At 68.1% G+C, this 19,157-nt stretch carries 19 protein-coding genes and 1 tRNA gene; 10 read left to right on the top strand and 10 right to left on the bottom strand.

Features of this window, described 5'->3' with window-relative positions; all coding sequences use genetic code 11:
* Positions 1-30: 30 nt before the first annotated feature.
* The 3 genes from LK996_RS07505 to LK996_RS07515 form a co-directional block, all read right to left on the bottom strand.
* Entirely contained in the window at positions 31-465 is a 435-nt protein-coding gene (locus LK996_RS07505) for a RidA family protein (protein WP_230526496.1), read from the bottom strand.
* A 92-nt stretch (positions 466-557) separates the two neighbouring features.
* Positions 558-869 carry a low molecular weight protein tyrosine phosphatase family protein gene (locus tag LK996_RS07510; protein ID WP_230526497.1) on the bottom strand — a complete coding sequence of 104 codons (312 nt, stop codon included), beginning with the start codon at positions 867-869 and terminating at the stop codon, positions 558-560.
* 11 nt (positions 870-880) lie between these two features.
* A tRNA-Ile gene (locus LK996_RS07515) sits at positions 881-956 on the bottom strand.
* Between the two features lie 105 nt (positions 957-1,061).
* On the opposite strand from LK996_RS07515, the gene LK996_RS16580 reads away from it, so the two are divergent.
* Positions 1,062-1,193 carry a hypothetical protein gene (locus LK996_RS16580; RefSeq protein ID WP_255656497.1) on the top strand — a complete coding sequence of 44 codons (132 nt, stop codon included), beginning with the start codon at positions 1,062-1,064 and terminating at the stop codon, positions 1,191-1,193.
* 53 nt (positions 1,194-1,246) lie between these two features.
* Here the strand turns inward: LK996_RS16580 and rpoD are convergent, their stop codons facing one another.
* Positions 1,247-3,100, bottom strand: coding sequence for an RNA polymerase sigma factor RpoD (rpoD, locus tag LK996_RS07520; protein ID WP_230526498.1), 1,854 nt, complete (start codon positions 3,098-3,100; stop codon positions 1,247-1,249).
* 97 nt (positions 3,101-3,197) lie between these two features.
* A complete protein-coding gene (gene dtd, locus LK996_RS07525; protein ID WP_230526499.1) occupies positions 3,198-3,638 on the bottom strand; it encodes a D-aminoacyl-tRNA deacylase in 441 nt (146 codons plus the stop codon).
* A 53-nt stretch (positions 3,639-3,691) separates the two neighbouring features.
* On the opposite strand from dtd, the gene LK996_RS07530 reads away from it, so the two are divergent.
* The 3 genes from LK996_RS07530 to LK996_RS07540 are packed head-to-tail and all read left to right on the top strand — an operon-like array spanning position 3,692 to position 6,636.
* The gene (locus tag LK996_RS07530; protein WP_255656644.1) at positions 3,692-4,654 is read left to right on the top strand and encodes a lauroyl acyltransferase; all 963 of its coding nucleotides are present in this window, start codon (positions 3,692-3,694) and stop codon (positions 4,652-4,654) included.
* Between the two features lie 4 nt (positions 4,655-4,658).
* Complete coding sequence (locus tag LK996_RS07535; protein WP_230526501.1) at positions 4,659-5,171, top strand: PH domain-containing protein; 513 nt, start codon at positions 4,659-4,661, stop codon at positions 5,169-5,171.
* Positions 5,113-6,636, top strand: a complete 1,524-nt coding sequence (locus LK996_RS07540) for a PH domain-containing protein (RefSeq protein ID WP_230526502.1) — start codon at positions 5,113-5,115, stop codon at positions 6,634-6,636. The genes LK996_RS07535 and LK996_RS07540 overlap by 59 nt, the downstream gene beginning before the upstream one ends.
* Positions 6,637-6,666: 30 nt before the next feature.
* Here LK996_RS07540 and LK996_RS07545 read toward each other — a convergent pair whose 3' ends face one another.
* Positions 6,667-7,827: a glycosyltransferase gene (locus LK996_RS07545; RefSeq protein WP_230526503.1), complete on the bottom strand. Its 1,161-nt coding sequence runs from the start codon at positions 7,825-7,827 to the stop codon at positions 6,667-6,669.
* Between the two features lie 36 nt (positions 7,828-7,863).
* Here LK996_RS07545 and LK996_RS07550 point away from each other — a divergent pair, with 36 nt between their 5' ends.
* A complete protein-coding gene (locus LK996_RS07550; RefSeq protein WP_230526504.1) occupies positions 7,864-8,628 on the top strand; it encodes a glycosyltransferase family 2 protein in 765 nt (254 codons plus the stop codon).
* On the opposite strand, the gene LK996_RS07555 is transcribed toward LK996_RS07550, so the two are convergent.
* Genes LK996_RS07555 through def form a run of 4 tightly spaced genes read right to left on the bottom strand, consistent with a single transcriptional unit; the run spans position 8,617 to position 13,093 of the window.
* Positions 8,617-10,308 carry an ArnT family glycosyltransferase gene (locus tag LK996_RS07555; RefSeq protein ID WP_230526505.1) on the bottom strand — a complete coding sequence of 564 codons (1,692 nt, stop codon included), beginning with the start codon at positions 10,306-10,308 and terminating at the stop codon, positions 8,617-8,619. The genes LK996_RS07550 and LK996_RS07555 overlap by 12 nt on opposite strands.
* Before the next feature lie 34 nt (positions 10,309-10,342).
* Positions 10,343-11,638 (bottom strand): 16S rRNA (cytosine(967)-C(5))-methyltransferase RsmB, encoded by a 1,296-nt coding sequence (rsmB, locus tag LK996_RS07560; protein WP_230526506.1) that lies wholly within the window; start codon positions 11,636-11,638, stop codon positions 10,343-10,345.
* Entirely contained in the window at positions 11,635-12,570 is a 936-nt protein-coding gene (fmt, locus tag LK996_RS07565) for a methionyl-tRNA formyltransferase (RefSeq protein WP_230526507.1), read from the bottom strand. Before fmt ends, rsmB begins: the two co-directional genes overlap by 4 nt.
* 7 nt (positions 12,571-12,577) lie before the next feature.
* Positions 12,578-13,093, bottom strand: a complete 516-nt coding sequence (def, locus tag LK996_RS07570) for a peptide deformylase (RefSeq protein ID WP_230526508.1) — start codon at positions 13,091-13,093, stop codon at positions 12,578-12,580.
* A gap of 155 nt (positions 13,094-13,248) precedes the next feature.
* Here def and LK996_RS07575 point away from each other — a divergent pair, with 155 nt between their 5' ends.
* The 5 genes from LK996_RS07575 to tsaC all read left to right on the top strand — a co-directional run bounded on the left by LK996_RS07575 (position 13,249) and on the right by tsaC (position 19,137).
* The gene (locus LK996_RS07575; protein ID WP_230526866.1) at positions 13,249-14,400 is read left to right on the top strand and encodes a LysM peptidoglycan-binding domain-containing protein; all 1,152 of its coding nucleotides are present in this window, start codon (positions 13,249-13,251) and stop codon (positions 14,398-14,400) included.
* 90 nt (positions 14,401-14,490) lie between these two features.
* On the top strand, positions 14,491-15,408 hold the full coding sequence (gene dprA / locus LK996_RS07580) for a DNA-processing protein DprA (RefSeq protein WP_230526509.1): 918 nt from the start codon (positions 14,491-14,493) through the stop codon (positions 15,406-15,408).
* 36 nt (positions 15,409-15,444) lie between these two features.
* On the top strand, positions 15,445-15,936 hold the full coding sequence (locus tag LK996_RS07585) for a DUF494 family protein (RefSeq protein WP_230526510.1): 492 nt from the start codon (positions 15,445-15,447) through the stop codon (positions 15,934-15,936).
* Between the two features lie 151 nt (positions 15,937-16,087).
* Positions 16,088-18,574, top strand: coding sequence for a DNA topoisomerase I (locus tag LK996_RS07590; RefSeq protein WP_230526511.1), 2,487 nt, complete (start codon positions 16,088-16,090; stop codon positions 18,572-18,574).
* Positions 18,574-19,137 (top strand): L-threonylcarbamoyladenylate synthase type 1 TsaC, encoded by a 564-nt coding sequence (gene tsaC, locus LK996_RS07595; RefSeq protein WP_230526512.1) that lies wholly within the window; start codon positions 18,574-18,576, stop codon positions 19,135-19,137. Before LK996_RS07590 ends, tsaC begins: the two co-directional genes overlap by 1 nt.
* The last annotated feature ends 20 nt before the right edge of the window (positions 19,138-19,157 follow it).

A 19,157-nucleotide genomic window follows, 5' to 3' on the forward strand; every position in this document is an offset into this window, starting at 1 on the left:
CTGTCGCAAGGCGTTGCGGGCGACGACGGGTCAGACTTTCGCGACGAACTTGATCTCGATCAGCTGCGTCGGCAATGCAAGCCGCGGCGTAACCAACACGGTGCTCGCGACATTCGGTTTCTCGACACCGTAAGCCGCCTTGCGCACCGTCCCCGCCACGGCGAACGCGGCATCCATGTCGGTCACGTACAGGACTTCCTCGACGACGTTGTCCAGCGTCGCGCCGAATTGGCCGAGCAGCGACTTCGCGTTCTCGTACGTCTGCCGCATCTGGATCTCCATGTTCGCGTGATCCAGGATCCGGCCCTTCTCGTCGAGCGGCGGCGCACCGACCATGTTGCCTTGCGCGTCATGGCTGAGCTGGCCCGAGAGGTAGATCGTGTCGCCGACCTTCACCGCCTGCGCGTAGCCGTACGAGTCTTCCCAAGGCATGCCCATGCCTTTCGATTCCTTGCTGAGCTTCACGACGTGCTCCCGTGTTGCGACGTGGTCTTATGCGCAACGCAGTTCGGGGCGCGTTGGCGGCAGTAGCGCACGATCGATGCGCACATCCTCATTCAACGCAGGTGCGGCGGTACTTTCCTGCGAAGCAACGCCACGAGCTCCTCCTGCATGAAGTCGTAGTCGTCGGGAATGTCGAGCGAGACGACGCGCTTTCCGTTGAGGTGTCGTGCGAAGCGCGACGTCAGCTTCGCGCGATGCGCGCGTTCCATGACGAAGACGAGATCCGCCCATTCGAGCAGGTCCGGCGTCAGCGGTGTCTCCGCATCGGGCGCCAGGCCGGCGGATGCCGTTTCGACTTCGGGCCAATCGGCGAACACCTGCTCCGCAGTCGGGCTGCGCAGGCGGTTGCGGCTGCAGAGGAACAAGACGTGCTTGATGGTGGGCCCACCAGGACTCGAACCTGGAACCAAAGGATTATGAGTCCTCTGCTCTAACCATTGAGCTATAGGCCCCCGCGCGCCGGCATCTTACCGGCTTGACCTGGATCAGGGCCGCCTCGCCGGGGTGGGCGCAGAGTGCGCTCGCTGGAAGACCCCTTTCCCTCCCGGAGCTTCGCCATGAAAGCCCGCCATCTCCTGATCGTCGCCGCCGTGTTCGCCGCCGTGTTCGCCATGTGGGCGATCGGCACGACGCCCGCATCCACGCAGCCCGATACGCGGGCGCAGACGATCCGGCCGTTCGGGGCGTAAAAAAAGCCCCGCACTTGGCGGGGCTTTTTTCTCGTTCGCTTGCGCGACGTCGATCAGTCGATGTCGAGGAAGCTGCGCAGTTGTTCGCTGCGGCTCGGATGGCGCAGCTTGCGCAGCGCCTTGGCTTCGATCTGGCGGATGCGCTCGCGGGTGACGTCGAACTGCTTGCCGACTTCCTCGAGGGTGTGGTCGGTGTTCATGTCGATGCCGAAGCGCATGCGCAGCACCTTCGCTTCCCTCGGGGTCAGGCCGGCGAGCACGTCGCGGACCGTTTCCGACAGGTTGATGTTGGTGGTGCTCTCGATCGGGGACTCCACGTTGGTGTCCTCGATGAAGTCGCCCAGGTGCGAGTCCTCGTCGTCGCCGATCGGGGTCTCCATGGAGATCGGTTCCTTCGCGATCTTCATGACCTTGCGGATCTTGTCCTCGGGCATGTCCATTTCCTTGGCCAGCTCCTCCGGCGTGGCCTCGCGGCCGAACTGCTGGAGCATCTGGCGGGAAATGCGGTTGAGCTTGTTGATCGTCTCGATCATGTGCACCGGGATGCGGATGGTGCGCGCCTGGTCGGCGATCGAACGGGTGATCGCCTGGCGGATCCACCACGTCGCGTACGTCGAGAACTTGTAGCCGCGGCGGTATTCGAACTTGTCGACCGCCTTCATCAGGCCGATGTTGCCTTCCTGGATGAGGTCGAGGAACTGCAGGCCGCGGTTGGTGTACTTCTTGGCGATCGAAATCACGAGGCGCAGGTTGGCCTCGACCATTTCCTTCTTCGCCTTGCGCGCCTTCGCCTCGCCGTACGCCATCGCGCGGCTGATTTCCTTGATGTCGGGCAGCGTGAGGTACAGCGCCTGCTCGACGGCGATGGTGGCTTCCTGCTCGGCGATGATCTGGTCCTTGACGTCGCGCAGGCCCGACGACCACTTCTGCTTGCGCTTCAGCACGTCGTCGACCCAACCGAGGTTGGTCTGGTTGCCTTCCCACGCGCGCAGGAAATCCTTGCGCGGCATGCGCGCAACGCGCGTCGCGAGGTCGAGGATGCGGCGCTCGTGGTCCTTGATCTCGCCCACGACGTCGCGGAGCTTGCGCACCAGCGTGTCGGTCAGCGGGAGCGGCAGCTTGAGCGTCATGAAGATCTCGGCCATCTCCTCGCGGAGCTTGGCGACCGGCTTGGCGGTCGGGCCGTTCTTCGCATACGACTTCTGGAACTTCTGGTAGAGCGCGCCCATCTCGTCCATGCGACGCAGGACTTCGGCCGGATCCGGGCCGGTCGGGCCGGCTTCTTCGGCCTCGCCTTCGCCTTCGGCTTCTTCTTCCTCGGCGTCTTCCGCGTTCTCGTCGACTTCGGCGACCGCCGGGATTTCCGGGGCCGGTTCTTCGACGTCGTTGAAGCCCGCGACGATTTCGGCCAGGCGCTTCTTGCCGGCCTTGTGCAGGTCGTATTCCTCCAGCAGCAACTGGATCGACCACGGGAAGCTCGCCAGTGCCGAGAGCATCTGGTTGAGGCCTTCCTCGATGCGCTTGGCGATCGCGATTTCGCCTTCGCGGGTCAGCAGTTCGACCGTGCCCATCTCGCGCATGTACATGCGCACCGGGTCGGTCGTGCGACCGCCTTCGGAGTCGAGCGCGGTCAGCGCGGCCGCGGCTTCTTCGGCCGCGGTGTCGTCGACTTCGCGGCCTGCGCCGCTGGAGCCGGCGAGCAGGAGGGTTTCGGCATCGGGTGCAACTTCATGCACTTCGATGCCCATGCCATTGATCATGCCGATGATGTCTTCGATCTGTTCGGGATCGACGACGTCGTCGGGCAGGTGATCGTTGACTTCGGCGTAGGTCAGGTAACCCTGTTCCAGGCCCTTGCTGATCAGCTGCTTGATATCGGACTGGGGGGCCTGGCGTTCGTTGGCCATGTGGTGCGCCACCGTAGATGAGGGTCTGAGAGAACCCGGCATTATACCCGCCGGGGCTTGGATTGCCCGTAGCGATGCAAACGTCGGGACGAGGCAATCAGGGTCGGAGAAGGAAGGTGACCGGCCCGTCATTGACCAGTCGAACGATCATATGGGCACCGAACCGGCCGGTTTCCACCCTTCCCGCATGAAGTTGCCGACAGGTTTCGACAACTTTGTTGAAGCCCGGTTCAGCGATTTCCGGCGCGGCCGCGGTGCTGAAGCTCGGTCGCATGCCGGACCGGGTATCCGCTGCGAGGGTGAACTGGCTGACCAGCAGCAGCCCGCCCCCGGTGTCCTTGAGCGCGAGGTTCATCTTGCCCTGCGGGTCTTCGAACACGCGGTAGCCCAGGAGGCGCTCGGCCATGCGCCTGATGTGGGCATCGGTGTCGCCCGGTTCCATGCCGACGAAGGCGAGCAGGCCGGCGTCGATCGCACCGACGGTGGCGCCGTCGACTTCGACGCTGGCGGAAGACACGCGCTGGATCAGGGCAAGCATGGGCGGTGCGTCGCGATGGGGGCGGGCCAAGCTAACAGACCGCGCCCGCTAGACTGCACCCCGTGACCGACTTCGCCGCAGGCCTGCTCCACTTCCTGGCGACCGCCTTCGCTCGCCTGCCGTGGCCGTGGCTGCGGGGGATGGCGGACGGCCTGGCGCGCCTGTGGGTCGCGCGCGACACGCGCAGCGCGAAGGTCGTGCGGCGCAACCTCGACCTCGCCTATCCCGGATTGTTGCCGGCGCAACGCGACGACCTCGAAGCCGCGGTACTGCGCACGACATCGCGCCAGGCGATCGAGACCCTCCGCTTCTGGACCCGGCCGCACGCGCGCAATCTCAAACTGATCCGCGAAACGCAGGGCGTCGACCTGTTCGATGCGGCCGTCGCCTCGGGCCGCGGCGTCATCGTCGCCGCGCCGCATTACGGGAACTGGGAGCTGCTCAACCAGTGGCTCGCGTCGCGCACGCCACTGGCCATCCTGTATGCACCGCCCGATTCGGACATCGGCGAAGCCTTCCTCCGCCGCGTGCGCGCCGCGCACGGCGACGAGGGCCGAGTGACCCAGGTGCGCGCCGAAGGCCCCGCGATCCGCCAGTTGTTCAAGTTGCTGCAGGCCGGAGGCGTGGCCGGGATCCTGCCCGATCAGCAACCGAAGGCGGGCGACGGCGAGTTCGCGCCGTTCTTCGGCATCCCCGCGCTGACGATGACGCTGCTCACGCGGCTGGCGCAGCGTACCGGCGCGACGGTGCTCCTCGGCTACTGCGAGCGGGTCGGCGACACCCCCGACGGTCCCGCGTTCGCGCTGCGCTTCGAAGCCGTGCCCGACGCGGCCGAAGGCGTGGCCGCGCTCAACGCGGCGGTCGAACGCGTCGCGCGCCGCGACCCCGCGCAATACCAGTGGACCTACAAGCGCTGGTCGATCCCCGCGCCGGGCAGCGCGCTCGGCAATCCGTACTGGCCGGACTGCTACCCTGCGAGCGCGCAACGCGCCGCGTTGCCGACGGACCAGGGGTGATCCGATGACCGACGAGGCCGCGCCCGTCGACGAAGCGACACCGGGGGAAGGCCACGCGGGCTGGCGTCCGCTGCCGCCGCGCGCGCGTTCGCTGTTCGCGTTGAGCCATGCGATGTTCGGCGCGCTCATCGCGGTGCCGTTGTCGTTCGTCGCGTTGATGTCGGGGCGCATGGGCTTCGGGATCGCGATGATCGCGCTCGTGGCGCTCGCGATCGCGATCGGCGTGCGCGTCGGCGTGCGTCGCTGGAAATCGACCGCGTGGCGACTCGACGACGACGGCTTCGCATACCGCCGCGGCCGCCTGTTCTTCCGCGAAACGCGCGTGCCCGCTTCGCGCGTGCAACACCTCGACCTCAAGCACGGCCCGCTCGAACGGCGCTGGAAACTGGCGACGCTGATCATCCACACCGCGGGCAGCCGGATGAGCGCGGTGTCGGTTTCCGGCCTCGACCAGGACGATGCCGAAGCCCTGCGCGATCGCCTCGCCCGCCAGCTCGACGACGATGACGCCCTCTGACCAGCGCCGGCTGCATCCGTGGTCGTGGCTGTTCGTGCTGCTGCAGCAGCTGAAGCAGTTCATCGCGCCGATCGTCCTTGCGTTCTTCTTCGGCGGCGACCGCAACGAACTCTGGCCGCTGATCGGCGTCGGCGTGCTGACGGTCACCGCGGCGTTGCAATACCTCACCTATCGCTGGTCGGTCGGGCCCGACGGGCTGACGATCCGCAGCGGATGGCTGCATCGGCAACGTCGCGAGATCCCGTACTCGCGCATCCACAACGTGTCGGTCGAGCAATCGGTGCTGCATCGCCTGTTCGGCGTCGCGGAACTGCGCCTGGATTCTGCCGGCGGGCAGAAGCCCGAAGCCACGATGCGCGTGCTGAAGATGGAGGATGCGCTCGCGCTGGAGCGGCTGATCCGGCATCGCGGCGTGGCGCAGTCCTCGACGGACGCATCGAGCGACGCCGCGCCGGAAACGCAGGAACTCCTCGCGTTGTCGCCGGCCGAAGTGCTGCGCCTCGGCCTGATTTCGAATCGCGGCCTGCTCGTCCTCGCAGGCGCGTGGGCGGCTTCGACGCAGTTCAGTCCCCGCCTGCCGCAAAGGCTGTTCGAATCCTGGGGCCGTGCCATGTTCGGCTGGGCCGAGGAGCACCACTTCGGCATCGCGCAGTACGCGATCGCGGCCGCGACGTTGATCGTCGCGCTGCTCGCGCTGATGCGCCTGCTGTCGATCGTGATCGCGCTGCTGCAGTACTACGGATTCCGCCTGACCGAAGAAGGCACCCGCCTCACCGTCGAACGCGGCCTGCTCGCGCGTTCGCGCAGTTCCGCCGGCCGCCGTCGCCTGCAGGCATGGACGTTGCGCGAAGGCGTGATGCATCGGCTGTTGAAGCGGCGCAGCCTGTTCGTCGACACGGCCGGCGCCGGCGACAGCGAGGGCCGCAAGTCGCGCGCGCTGCACGAGCCTGCGCCGATCGCGACGCCCGCGACGTGCGACGAATTGATCGAGCACCTGCTGCCCGACGCGGGTTGGGGCGCACTCGAATGGCACCGGCTGCATCCGCGTTCCGCGGTGCGTTACTTCCTGTCGTCGGTGCCGTTCTCGATCGCGTTGGTGGTCGCGTCGACCTGGTACTTCGGTCCCGTCGGATTGCTCACGCTCGCCTGGCTCGGTTGGTCGTGGTTCGTCGCCCGCAAGCACGCGCAGCACGCGGGCTACGCGATCAACGCGCGGCTCGTCGCGGTGCGCGGCGGTTGGTGGTCGCGCCACTGGCGCTTCGCGGAGATCGACAAGCTGCAGGCGCTGCGGCTGTCGCACGGGCCGCTGGATCGGCGCTGGGGGATGGCGACGTTGTGGCTCGATACGGCGAGTGCGTCCGCGATGGCGCCGCCGTTGCGGATCGCGCACCTGCGGGAAGCGGAAGCGCGTGCGTTGTGCGACGACCTCGCGCGTCGATTGGCGGCGCGGAAGTTGCGCTGGTGACGTTCGCGCTGGTGACGTCCGCTACGTGACTCAACCCCCGCGCGCGAGTTCGAGGAACAGCGCCTCGTAACGGGCATGCATCAACTCGCGGCCGTACTTCTCCTGCGCCGATGCGCGGGCCGCGGCGCCGAGGCGCGTGGCTTGCGCGTCGTCCGTGAGCAGCGTCGCGAGCACATCGGCCAACGCGGCATCGTCGTGCTCCGCGACCAGGCGACCATCGACGCCGTCGTCGATCACTTCGCGCACGCCCGGCACCGCGCTGCCCACCACCGCGCACCCCGCGGCCATGCCTTCGATCAGCGCGAGCGGCATGCCTTCCCAATGCGTGGCGAGCGCGGCGACGCGATGCGTCATCAGCAGCTCCGGCACGTTGCGCGCGACGCCGAGGAAGCGCACCTGGTCCTGCACGCCCAGCAACGCGACGAGTCGATCGAGCGGCGCGCGATGGCGTTTCTTTCCACCGCCTGCGAACAGCACCGGCACGACGATGCCGCGATCGCGCAGGCGCGCGACGGCGCGGATCAGCGTCGCGTGGTCTTTCTGCTTCGACAGGCGCGCGACCATCACGATGCCGCGGGTGCGCTGCGCGACCGGATGCTGGTCGGCCTCGGCGAACGGTGCGAGGCGGATGCCGTTCGGGATCGCGATGGTGCGTTCCGGCGGCATCCCCGTTTCCAGCAGGCGCAGGCGCACGCCTTCCGAACAACCGACGATGCGATCCGTGCGTCGCGCGAGCCAGCGCGCTTGCTTCAGGCGCCACGCGGTGTAGCGCTCGCGCGTGTTGTGCTCGACATGCACCAGGTGCGGCACGTTCGCGAGCAGGCCCGCGTAGCGCCCCCACAGGTGCTCGCTGAAGCCGTGCGCGACCAGCACGTCCGGCTTGAACTCGCGACATAGCTTCACCAGCGACCAGATCGTCGCGGCATGCGACCAACCGGGGACGACGCGCAGCGGCACGCCGGCCTGTTCGAGTTCGGCGATGCGGCGCGGATCGGTGCGGCGCTTGCGACGCAGCACGAGCAGCGGTTCGATGTCCGGGCTGTCGACGCCCGCCTGCACCAACGCGATCGCGACCTGCGTGGCGCCGCCGGAAAACCCGCCGGTGACGAAATGCAGGACGCGCACGGGCCGGTCGAGTGCGGGCCGGTCGTGTGCGTGAAGATCGGAGGCAGGACGGTCGGGCGCTGGCATCCGCGCAGTCTACCGGCGGCGGGCATAATCCCGTGCATGTCGCAGCAACCCCTGCCCCTGTCCGGTGTCGTGATCACGAAGAACGAGGCGGACCGCATCGCGCGGTGCGTCGGTTCGATGGCCGCGCTGTGTTCCGAGGTGATCGTGCTCGATTCGGGCTCGACCGACGACACCGTGCGCATCGCGGCCTCGCTCGGCGCGCGCGTCGAGCAACTCGAATGGCAGGGCTTCGCGCTGCAGAAGAACGCGGCGATCGCGATGGCGCGCGAGAAGTGGGTGTTGCTGCTCGACGCCGACGAATGGCTGGAGCCACGCGCGCAGGACGAAGTGCGGCGGTTGTTCGCCGGTGACGTCGAACAGGCGGACGTTTGGTTGCTCACGCGCCGCACGCATTTCCTCGGCCACGCGCTGCGCGGCGGCAGTTTCGCGCGCGAGCCGGTGCATCGCCTGTTCCGTTCGAACATCCGCCACGGCCTGCGCGCGGTGCACGAGTACCTCGATGTCGAAGGCCGCATCGTCAAACCCTCGCGCATCGTGCTCGAACACGACACCGCGCGCAGCGCCGACGAATACTGGACGAAGTTGCAGCGCTACGCCGCGTTGTGGGCGGACGAACAACGCGCGAAAGGCAAGACGGCCGGTGCGTTGCGCGGCTGGTTCGCGGCGACGGCATACCTGCTGAAGAACCTGCTGTTGCGCGGCGGGATCATCGACGGCGCGGCGGGCTGGCGCTTCCACTGGCTGCACGCGCGTTACGCCAAGCGCAAGTACGATCTGCTCGCCCGCGCTTCAGTCGCCTGACGCATCGCCTGGCGACGGCCGGCACGCGGGCGCGATCGCCGACGCATCCAGCAACCACCACGTGCGGCGATTCGCGGTGCCGACCGCGCGCCCGTGTTCGCGGATCACGCACGCATCGAGCGCGGCGTCGAGCACGAACAGGCGACGCGCGTCCGGCGCTTCCAGCATCCACGCGATGCCCGCCTGCAGTTGCTGTTCGACCGGCTTGCGGAAACCGAACTCCTCGACGGGGCCCACCGCCTGCAGCAGGTTTTGTTCCTTCCAGCCCACGAGGCCGAGCGTCGCATCGTCGCCCGCCATCGCGCGGCCGCGCTCCATCACCGCGCGCGCGGAGTTCTCCGCGTCGAGCAGCACCGCGGTGCCGGAGAACAGCACGACGACGAGCAGCGCGAACGCGACGCCCGCGGCCTTCATCGCATCGCGGCGCCACCACGCGCACGCGGCGAGCATGCCCGCGCCGGTCGCGGCGAGCAGCCACCACAACGCATCGCTCGCCGGCGCGAGCCCGCGTTCGGCTTCGATCTTCAATTCGAATCTCGGATCGCCTTGCAGCGCCGCGGCGCCCGCGACGAGGAACACCAGCCCCAGCACGACGAACAACGCGAGCAGCAATCGCCGGAACCAGCGCGACGACGCCACGCGATCCATGTACGGCGCAGCCGCGACCGCCATCATCGGCAGCATCGGCAGGATGTACATGTCGCGCTTGCCCGGGCTCGCGCTGAAGAACACGAGCACGAGCAGCGCCCAGCCGAGCGGCAGCCAAACCCTTGCCTCGCGCGCACGGAACGCATCGCGCCAGCGCGGGAACAACCACGGCAACGCCAGCGAGAACGGCAGCCAGTAGCCCGCGATCACTTCGAGGAAATACCAGGCCGGCTGCGTGTGGTGCCACGCGCTGGTGTAACGCGTCGCGGTCTGCTTGAAGAGCAGCTCGCGCACGTAAGCCTGGTGTTCCGGGTCGCCGCTGGTCGACGCGGTGACGATCATCGGCACGAACCACACCGCCATCGCCGTGAAGAACGCGAGCGCGCCAAGGCTCCAGCGCATCGCATTGCCGCGACCCAACTCCGCGAGCCCGTTCCATCCGCGCCATCGCATCAGCGCGTAGGGAATCAGCGCGAGCAACGCGAGGAACCCGACGCCCTTGCTGATGACGCCCAGCCCCGCGGCGAAACACCCGACCCAGAACCAGCGCCACGCCGGCCCGAGCAGCACATGCCGCGCGATGCCGTACACGCCGAGCGTGATGAAGAAGACGACCGTCGGATCGATCTGCGCGCGCTTGGCCTGGTAGACGAACGCCACGCACGCGAGCACGCAAGTCGCCGCCCACAGGCCTTCCCGATGCGACCAGAGCCGGCGCGCGAGGTCGTACGCCAGCCACAACGTGCCGAGCGCGGCGAACAACGAAGGCAGCAGGAAGGCCCACGTCCAGTCGCGCACGACCGCATACGCGAGGCCGAGCAACCAGAAATAGAGCGGCGGCTTGTCCGCGTACAACTCGTGGCCGCGGTGCGGGAACAGCCAGTCCCCGCTCTCCCACATCTGCTTGGCGACGAGGACGAAGCGCGGTTCGTCGGCGGGCCACGGATCGCGCAGGCCGATGCCCGCGCCGAGCACCAGCAGGGCGATCGCGAAGAACCAGAACAGGTCGCGGCGTTGGCGGGCGTCGATCATGCGGCGCACCTTAAACCACGGGAGGGGGCGCGAGTTACTTGCGCAGGCGCGCGTAGAAGAATCCGTCCATGCCGCCTTCGCCCGGCAGGCGCTGGCGACCGGCGCCGCTGACGCGGCCGTAACGTGCGTCCAACGCCTCGACCGTCGCGCCCGGCGTGCGTTGCAGGAACGCGTCGACTTGCTGCTCGTTTTCTTCGGCGAGGATCGAACACGTCGCGTACAGCAGCACGCCCTCCGGAGCGAGCATCGACCAGCCCGCGTCGAGCAGGCGCGCCTGCACGTCGCGCAATGCATCGAGATCGGTTTCGCGGCGATGGCGCAGCACGTCGGGCTGGCGCCGCACGATGCCCGTCGCCGAACACGGTGCGTCGACCAGGATCGCGTCGAACGGCGCGCCGTCCCACCACGACGTGGGCTCGGTCGCATCGGCGGCGCGCAGCTGCGCCTGCGCACCGACACCGACGCGCGCATGCGTCTCGCGCACGCGCTTCAGCCGATGCGGGTCGATGTCGAGCGCCACCAATTGCAGCGTCGGGTCGCGTTCGAGCAGGTGCGCGGACTTGCCACCCGGCGCCGCGCACGCGTCGAGCACGCGCGCACCTTGCGGCGGCGCCAGCGCATCGGCGACGCATTGCGCGCTGCCATCCTGCACCGACACCAGGCCATCCTCGAAACCGGGCAGGTCGTGCACGGCGACGGGCACGGCGAGCACGAGCGCATCGGAAGGGAACTCGGGCGTCGTCGCTTCGATGCCCGCTTCGCCCAACCGCGCGCGGTACGCATCGCGATCGATGCGCGTGCGATTCACGCGCAGCCACATCGGCGCGGGCGTCGCGCTCGCGGCGAACACCGCGTCCGCATCGTTCTGCCAATCGCGGCGGATGCGTTTGCGCAGCCATTCGGGCCACGCGGCATCGGCAGCGACTTGCGGCAAGCCTTCGCGCAGCGCGCGTCGCAGCAGCGCGTTGACCATGCCGGCCTGGTGCGTGCGGCCCATGTTGCGCGCGGCTTCGACCGTCGCGTCGACCGCGGCATGCGCGGGCAATCCGAGTTCGAGTTGCGCGAATCCGACTTGCAGCAGCGCGCGCAGGTCGTCGTCGCGCCGACCGAGCGGCTTCGGGATCCACGCCTTCAGCGCGGCGTCGTAACGCGGCTGGCTGCGCACGGCGGTGAACGCGATCGCTTCCAGCAACGCGCGGTCGCGCACGTCCGGCAGCGTGGGGAGGCGCTGTGCGAGTTCGGCCTTCAGCGAACGGCCGCGTTGCAGCACCGCGTCGAGCGTTTGCGCCGCCGCGACGCGAAGCGCCACGCCGGGCGCGGCGGCCTTCATTCGGTTCGCGCGGCGCCGACGCGCAGGTCGCGGCGCGCGTTGAGGTAATCGGCGGCGGTGATCGCCTTGCCGCCCGCGCGTTGCAGCACGCGCAGGCGCAACGCGCCGCGGCCGCAGGCGATGTCGATGCCGTCGCGTCCGGCGTCGAGCACGGTGCCGGGCGCGGCATTCGCCGGGTTGTCGATGGCGACCGCGCGATGGATGCGCACGAGGTCGCCGGCGATGTCGCCTTCGGCGATCGGCCAGGGATCGAACGCGCGGACCTTGCGTTCCAGTGCGTCGGCGGGCTGCGACCAATCCAGGCGCGCTTCGGATTTCTCGAGCTTGCGTGCGTACGTCGCGCCTTCGGCGGGCTGCGGCTGCGGCACCGGCTTCATGCCGGCGCGCAACAGGCCCAGGCCATCGGCGAGCACCTGCGCACCGAGCTTCGCGAGGCGATCGTGCAACTGGCCCGCGGTTTCATCGTGCGCGATGTCGATCGACTGCCTGAGCAGCACGGGGCCGGTGTCGAGGCCTTTTTCCATCTGCATCAGGCAGGCGCCGGTCTGTGCATCGCCGGCTTCGATCGCGCGCTGGATCGGCGCGGCGCCGCGCCAGCGCGGGAGCAGCGAGGCGTGCACGTTCCAGCAACCGTACTTCGGGATGTCGAGGATCGACTGCGGCAGCAGCAGGCCGTAGGCGACGACGACCATCAGGTCGGGCTTCAGCATGCGCAATGCGTCGTGCGACAACTCGGTCTTCAGCGATTCGGGCTGCAGCACGGGAATGCCGCGCTTGAGCGCTTCGAGCTTGACCGGCGAAGGCGTGAGCGCACGGCCGCGGCCGGCGGGACGATCGGGCTGGGTGTAGACCGCGACGACCTCGTTGCGCTGCGCGGCCGCGACGAGCGACGGCACGGCGAACTCCGGCGTGCCGGCGAAGACGATGCGCATGCGGTCGTCAGGCCGCTGCGGTGCGACGGGCTTTCGCGAGCTTCTTGCGCACCATCTCGCGCTTCAGCGGCGAGAGGTAGTCGACGAACAGCTTGCCTTCGAGGTGATCCATCTCGTGCTGGATGCACACCGCGAGCAAACCGTCGACGCGCATCTCGAACGACTGGCCGTGGCGATCGAGCGCACGGACCAGGATCTCGTTGGCGCGCGTGACGTCGGCGAAGATCGTCGGCACCGACAGGCAACCTTCCTGGTAGACCTGTTCGCCGGCGCGTTCGAGGATCTCGGGATTCACGAACACGAGCGGCCGGTTCTTCTCTTCCGACACGTCAATCACCATGAAGCGCTGGTGCACGTCGACCTGGCTCGCGGCGAGGCCGATGCCCGGCGCTTCGTACATGGTCTCGAACATGTCGTCGACCAGGCGCTGGAACGCGGGGTCCGCCAGTTGCGCGGGCTCGATGATCGCGGCCTTGGTGCGCAGTCGCGGATCGGGGAATTCAAGGATGGGGAGCAGGGCCATGGCTTTCAAATGGGGGCGCCGGTCACAGGCGCAAGCGACTGGGTGTCCTAGGGTCGCGATTGTAGCGCCGCGCGCTTGCAAAGGCCCGCGGCTTGTGGGCTATAGTGGCCCGGCTTCAAGGGGAAAAACTCAAGGGGAGCGGACACATGGCCGCCATGCTTAAACGGCTTCGTACGGTTTGCGCGGTCGCCTTGCTGACCGTCGGTACTTACGCGGCCGCAGTCGAAACGCGCGGGGATCACCCGGATACCTATGTCGTCAAGAAGGGCGACACGCTGTGGGACATCGCGGGCACGTTCCTGAAGCGCCCGTGGTTGTGGCCGGAGATCTGGCAGGCCAACCCGCAGATCCAGAATCCGCACCTCATCTACCCGGGCGACGTCATCTCGCTGGCTTACCTCGACCGCGTCGCGGTACAGGAAGGCCCGCGTGCCGAAACGCCGGTCACCGGCGTGCCGCTGTCCGAAGTGGAGCCGTTCCTCAAGAACCTCCGCGTGATGGATCAGTTCGAGCAGCTGCCCTACGTGGTCGCGCTCGAGGAAGACCGCCTGCGCGCCAACAGTGGCCACGCGATCTACGTCCGCGGCCTGGCCGGCGCACAGCCGGGCGCCCGCTTCGCGGTGATCCGCCCGACGGTGGAGTTCACGCGCCTCGATCGCGGGCAGGTGTGCTGCGACATCTTCTTCAAGCAGGACCTCGACTTCCGTGGCCGCCGCATCTTCGCGGACTACGAGAACATGTGGACCAGCGCGATCACGCCGGACCAGGGCCAGGAACACCTCGGCTTCGAGCTGGTGCAGGTCACGACCGGTTCGCTCTCGCAGGTCGAGGGCAACGGCCATGACGTCAGCACGCTGGTGGTCGATGCCGAAGGCCGCGAAGTGCGCGCGGGCGACCGCATCGTGCCGGTCGAGGCCCAGCCTTACGACCTGCAGTTCTTCCCGCATCCGCCGAAGCAGCAGTTCGAATACGGCCGCGCCCGCGTCATCGCGGTCGCCGACCTGCTCCAGAACGGCGGCCCGCGCGATGTGATCGCGCTGTCGGTCGGTGCGCGCGACGGCATCGACAACGGCACGGTGTTCTCGATCTGGCGCGTCGGCAGCAACGTGCCGGACCGCGTGGAATACGGCAACAACCGCAGCGAAGACCTGTTCGGCGACGCCTCGCGCGTGCGCCTGCCCGACGAGTTCGCCGGCCACGTCATGGTCTTCAAGACCTACGACAAGGTCAGCTACGGTCTGATCATGTCGGGCATCAAGCCCACCAAGATCGGTTACGAGCTGAAGCATCCGGACGCGCCGTACTGATCGATCCATCGATCGGGTTCGGGGTTTCCCGACAGCACAACGCGACGGCGCCCTAGGGCGCCGTCGTCGTTTGCGGGGCACGCTCGTGCGATGCACGTGACGCTGCCGCTCGACGATCCGGATTACCCATCGCTGTTGCGGCGCACGCCCGATGCGCCGCGCGCGTTGCATGTCGACGGCGCGATCGATGCGTTGTGGCACCCATCGATCGCGATCGTCGGCAGTCGCAACGCGACCCCGGGCGGCTTCGACAACGCCCGCCAGTTCGCCCGTGCCTTCGCACGCGCGGGCTGGTGCGTCGTCAGCGGCATGGCGCTGGGCATCGACACGGCCGCGCACCTGGGCGCACTGGACGAAGGCGGAGCGACGGTCGCGGTCCTCGGCACCGCCATCGACGTCGCGTATCCGCGCCGCAACGCGGGCCTGATGCGGCGCATCGCGGCCAGCGGCGCGGTCGTGAGCGAATACCCGCCGGGCACGAAGGCGCACCCCGGCCGATTCCCCGCGCGCAACCGCATCGTCGCCGCGCTGTCGCTCGGGACGCTCGTGGTGGAAGCGGCACACGAATCGGGCGCGTTGATCACGGCGCGCCTGGCCGGCGATGCGGGTCGCGAGGTCTTCGCACTGCCGGGTTCGATCCACAACCCGATGAGCCGCGGCTGCCATCGCCTCCTCCGCGATGGCGCGACGCTGGTCGAATCGCCGGGGGAAATCATCGCCGCGCTGGCGCCGATCGCACTCGCGTATGCCGACGACTTGCGCGGCCGCCTTCACGCCCCCAACTGTGCAGTCGCTGCGTTGCAACACGCGTCACCGAGCATGGATGCGAACACCCAGCGCTTGTGGGAAGCGCTCGGACACGACCCAACCCCTATGGAAGCGCTTGTCCTCCGAACCGGATTGACGGCCGCCGAACTTGTCTCCATGCTGCTGGTCATGGAGCTTGAAGGGCGTGTGGTTTCCGAACACGGCCGGTACACGCGACGCGATACCCACAAAGCATCCTGAACCTCCACAGCGCCTCGCGGCGCAGGCCGAGGGAGAATGAAAGAGAGCATCCTGGACGTCCTGCTGTACCTGTTCGAGCACTACTTCACCAACGACGCCGTTCCGCCGGTAGGCGACCGCGACACCCTCCAGAACAGCCCGCTGTTCTCCGAGCTCACCGAGGCGGGCTTCTCCGCCGCCGAAATCCACAAGGCCCTCGACTGGCTCGACATCCTTGCCGAGCAGCGCCCCCAGGCGGCGACGCCGCGCACGGGCGGGCCCACCCGCGTCTTCCATGGCCCGGAGCTCGAGAAGCTCGACGTCGAGTGCCGCGGATTCCTGTTGTTCCTCGAACAGCACGGCGTCCTCGACCCCGGCCAGCGCGAGCTCGTGCTCGACCGGGCCATCGCCCTGGACCAGGACGAACTCGACCTCGACGACCTCAAGTGGGTCGTGCTGATGGTCCTGTTCAACCAGCCCGGCTCCGAGGCCGCCTACGCGTGGATGGAGACCCAGATGTTCCTCGACGAGCCCGAGCCGGTGCACTGACGAGCTTCGACGGCCGTCCCCGTTCGGGCGATGGTGACGCTGCCCGGCTTGACAGCGACGCCGGCCGCGTGACACCTCTAAAAAAGGAAACTCACCGACGCCCGTGGCCCCGGCCCCGGGCGTCGCCTTCTTTGTCCACCCCCATCCCCCCATGGCCAAGAACCTCCTCATCGTCGAATCGCCCGCCAAGGCCAAGACGATCAACAAGTACCTCGGCAAGGACTTCACGGTCCTGGCCTCCTACGGCCACGTGCGGGACCTGGTGCCGAAGGAAGGTGCGGTCGACCCCGAGCATGGCTTCGCCATGCGATACGACCTGATCGACAAGAACGAAAAACACGTCGACGCGATCGCCAAGGCCGCCAAGGGCGCCGAAGCGCTGTACCTCGCGACCGACCCGGACCGCGAAGGCGAAGCGATCTCCTGGCACATCGCCGAGATCCTCAAGGAGCGCGGCCTGCTGAAGGACAAGACGCTGCACCGCGTCGTGTTCACCGAGATCACCCCGCGCGCGATCCGCGAAGCGATGACCCAACCGCGTTCGATCGCAGCGCCCCTCGTCGATGCGCAGCAGGCGCGCCGCGCGCTCGACTACCTCGTCGGCTTCAACCTCTCGCCGGTGTTGTGGCGCAAGGTGCAGCGCGGCCTGTCGGCCGGCCGCGTGCAGTCGCCGGCGCTGCGCATGATCGTCGAGCGCGAGGAAGAGATCGAAGCCTTCATCGCGCGCGAGTACTGGAGCATCGAAGCCGAGCTCGCGCATCCTTCCCAGAACTTCACCGCCAAGCTGACGAAGCTCGACGGCAAGAAGTTCGAGCAGTTCACCGTCACCGACGGCGAAACCGCCGAAGACGCGCGCCAGCGCATCCTCAAAGCCGCCGGCGGCGCGCTGCACGTGACCGACGTGGCGAGCAAGGAACGCAAGCGCCGCCCCGCGCCGCCGTTCACGACTTCGACGCTGCAGCAGGAAGCCGCGCGCAAGCTCGGCTTCACCACCAAGCGCACGATGCAGGTCGCGCAGAAGTTGTACGAAGGCGTGGCGATCGGCGACGAAGGCACCGTCGGCCTCATCAGCTACATGCGTACCGACTCGGTGAGCCTGTCGGCCGAAGCGCTGAGCGAAATGCGCGACGTCATCGCGCGCGACTTCGGCACGCGCGCGTTGCCGGACAAGCCCAACTTTTACCAGACCAAGTCGAAGAACGCGCAGGAAGCGCACGAAGCGGTGCGCCCGACGTCCGCGCTGCGCACGCCTTCGCAGGTCTCGCGTTACCTCAACGACGACGAGCGTCGCCTGTACGAACTGATCTGGAAGCGCGCGGTGGCCTCGCAGATGGTGCCGGCCACGCTCAACACGGTCAGCGTCGATCTCGCCGCCGGCAGCGAGCACAGCTTCCGCGCGAGCGGAACCACGGTCATCGATCCGGGCTTCCTCGCGGTCTACGAGGAAGGCAAGGACACGAAGGGCGCCGAAGACGAAGACGAAGGCCGCAAGCTCCCGGCGATGAAGCCCGGCGAACGCGTGCCGCTCGATCGCGTGCACGCCGACCAGCATTTCACCCAGCCGCCGCCGCGCTTCACCGAAGCGGCGCTGGTCAAGGCGCTCGAGGAGTACGGCATCGGCCGTCCTTCGACGTACGCCTCGATCATCCAGACGCTGCTGTTCCGCAAGTACGTGGAGATGGAAAGCCGTTCGTTCCGTCCCACCGACGTCGGCCGCGCGGTGTCCAAGTTCCTCAGCAGCCACTTCGCGCAGTACGTCGATTACGACTTCACCGCGAAGCTGGAGGACGAACTCGACGCGGTGTCGCGCGGCGAGGAAGACTGGATCCCGCTGATGGAGAAGTTCTGGGGCCCGTTCAAGGAACTGGTCGAGGACAAGACCGAAAGCGTCGATCGTTCCGAGGCCACCGGTGCGCGCGAACTCGGCGCCGATCCGAAGTCGGGCAAGCCGGTGAGCGTGCGTCTCGGCCGTTACGGGCCGTACGCGCAGATCGGCACTGCGGAAGACGAGGACAAGCCGACGTTCGCCTCGCTCCGTCCCGGCCAGTCGATGCACACCATTTCGCTCGAGGATGCGCTGGAGCTGTTCAAGCTGCCGCGCAAGCTCGGCCAGGACGGCGGCGATGAAGTCTCGGTCGGCATCGGGCGCTTCGGTCCGTTCGCCAAGCGCGGCAGCACGTACGCGTCGCTGAAGAAGGAAGACGATCCGTACACGATCGACCTCGCGCGCGCGGTGTTCCTGATCGAAGAGAAGGAAGAGATCGCGCGCAACCGCATCATCAAGTCCTTCGACGGCAGCGAGATCCAGGTCCTCAACGGGCGCTTCGGCCCGTACATCAGTGACGGCAAGTTGAACGGGCGCATCCCGAAGGATCGCGAGCCGGCGTCGCTGACGCTCGAGGAAGTGATCAAGCTGATGGAAGAGACGGGCAAGCCGATGCGCGGGCGGTTCGGCAAGAAGGTGGCGAAGAAGGCCGCGCCTGCGAAGAAGGCGCCCGCGGAGAAGGTCGCGAAGGCGCCGGCGAAGAAGGCCGCGAAGAAGACAGCCAAGAAAGCCGCGAAGAAGACGGCGAAGAAGGCTGCCAAGAAAGCCACGAAGAAAACCGCGGCGAAGAAGGCCGTCGCGAAGAAGGCCTGATGCAGCGCCTCGCCCCCGACGCCGCCGCGACGCTGCTGCGCGGCGGCGGCGTGGTCGCGTATCCGACCGAAGCGGTGTGGGGCCTGGGCTGCGATCCGTTTTCCGAAAGCGCGGTCCTGCGATTGCTCGCGATCAAGCAACGCGCCGTCGACAAGGGCGTGATCCTGGTGGCGGCGGATCTCGCGCAGTTCGACGGCCTGCTCGCATGGGATCGCCTGCCGCGCGAACGCGTCGATGACGTGCGATCGCAATGGCCCGGTCCGCGCACGTGGATCGTGCCGGCCACCGCGCGCGTGCCGCGCTGGATCACCGGTGCGCACGACGGCGTCGCGGTGCGCGTGAGCGATCACCCGGTCGTCGTCGCGTTGTGCCGCGCATTCGGCGCACCGCTCGTTTCGACGAGTGCCAACCTCGCCGGCGAACCGCCGGCCTTCGCGATCGGCGAGCTCGCGCCCGCCGTGCTCGCGCACGTCGACGGCGTCGTCGAAGGCGAAACCGGCGGCCTGCGCGCCCCCACCGCCATCCGCGACGCCGCGACCGGCGCCGAATTGCGCGCCGGCTGAAGCGGGCGCACGATGCGCGC

Origin of the sequence: Noviluteimonas lactosilytica, from assembly GCF_020866925.1 — a bacterium.
In the GTDB taxonomy this organism is placed as follows: domain Bacteria; phylum Pseudomonadota; class Gammaproteobacteria; order Xanthomonadales; family Xanthomonadaceae; genus Noviluteimonas; species Noviluteimonas lactosilytica.

Coding starts and splice junctions, on each gene's coding strand:
- LK996_RS16580 (WP_255656497.1), top strand. CDS start 1,062: ATGAAAGCCCGCCATCTCCTGATCGTCGCCGCCGTGTTCGCCGCCGTG.
- rpoD (WP_230526498.1), bottom strand. CDS start 3,100: ATGGCCAACGAACGCCAGGCCCCCCAGTCCGATATCAAGCAGCTGATC.
- dtd (WP_230526499.1), bottom strand. CDS start 3,638: ATGCTTGCCCTGATCCAGCGCGTGTCTTCCGCCAGCGTCGAAGTCGAC.
- LK996_RS07535 (WP_230526501.1), top strand. CDS start 4,659: ATGACCGACGAGGCCGCGCCCGTCGACGAAGCGACACCGGGGGAAGGC.
- LK996_RS07540 (WP_230526502.1), top strand. CDS start 5,113: ATGCCGAAGCCCTGCGCGATCGCCTCGCCCGCCAGCTCGACGACGATG.
- LK996_RS07545 (WP_230526503.1), bottom strand. CDS start 7,827: ATGCCAGCGCCCGACCGTCCTGCCTCCGATCTTCACGCACACGACCGG.
- LK996_RS07550 (WP_230526504.1), top strand. CDS start 7,864: ATGTCGCAGCAACCCCTGCCCCTGTCCGGTGTCGTGATCACGAAGAAC.
- LK996_RS07555 (WP_230526505.1), bottom strand. CDS start 10,308: ATGATCGACGCCCGCCAACGCCGCGACCTGTTCTGGTTCTTCGCGATC.
- rsmB (WP_230526506.1), bottom strand. CDS start 11,638: ATGAAGGCCGCCGCGCCCGGCGTGGCGCTTCGCGTCGCGGCGGCGCAA.
- fmt (WP_230526507.1), bottom strand. CDS start 12,570: ATGCGCATCGTCTTCGCCGGCACGCCGGAGTTCGCCGTGCCGTCGCTC.
- def (WP_230526508.1), bottom strand. CDS start 13,093: ATGGCCCTGCTCCCCATCCTTGAATTCCCCGATCCGCGACTGCGCACC.
- LK996_RS07575 (WP_230526866.1), top strand. CDS start 13,249: ATGCTTAAACGGCTTCGTACGGTTTGCGCGGTCGCCTTGCTGACCGTC.
- dprA (WP_230526509.1), top strand. CDS start 14,491: ATGCACGTGACGCTGCCGCTCGACGATCCGGATTACCCATCGCTGTTG.
- LK996_RS07585 (WP_230526510.1), top strand. CDS start 15,445: ATGAAAGAGAGCATCCTGGACGTCCTGCTGTACCTGTTCGAGCACTAC.
- LK996_RS07590 (WP_230526511.1), top strand. CDS start 16,088: ATGGCCAAGAACCTCCTCATCGTCGAATCGCCCGCCAAGGCCAAGACG.
- tsaC (WP_230526512.1), top strand. CDS start 18,574: ATGCAGCGCCTCGCCCCCGACGCCGCCGCGACGCTGCTGCGCGGCGGC.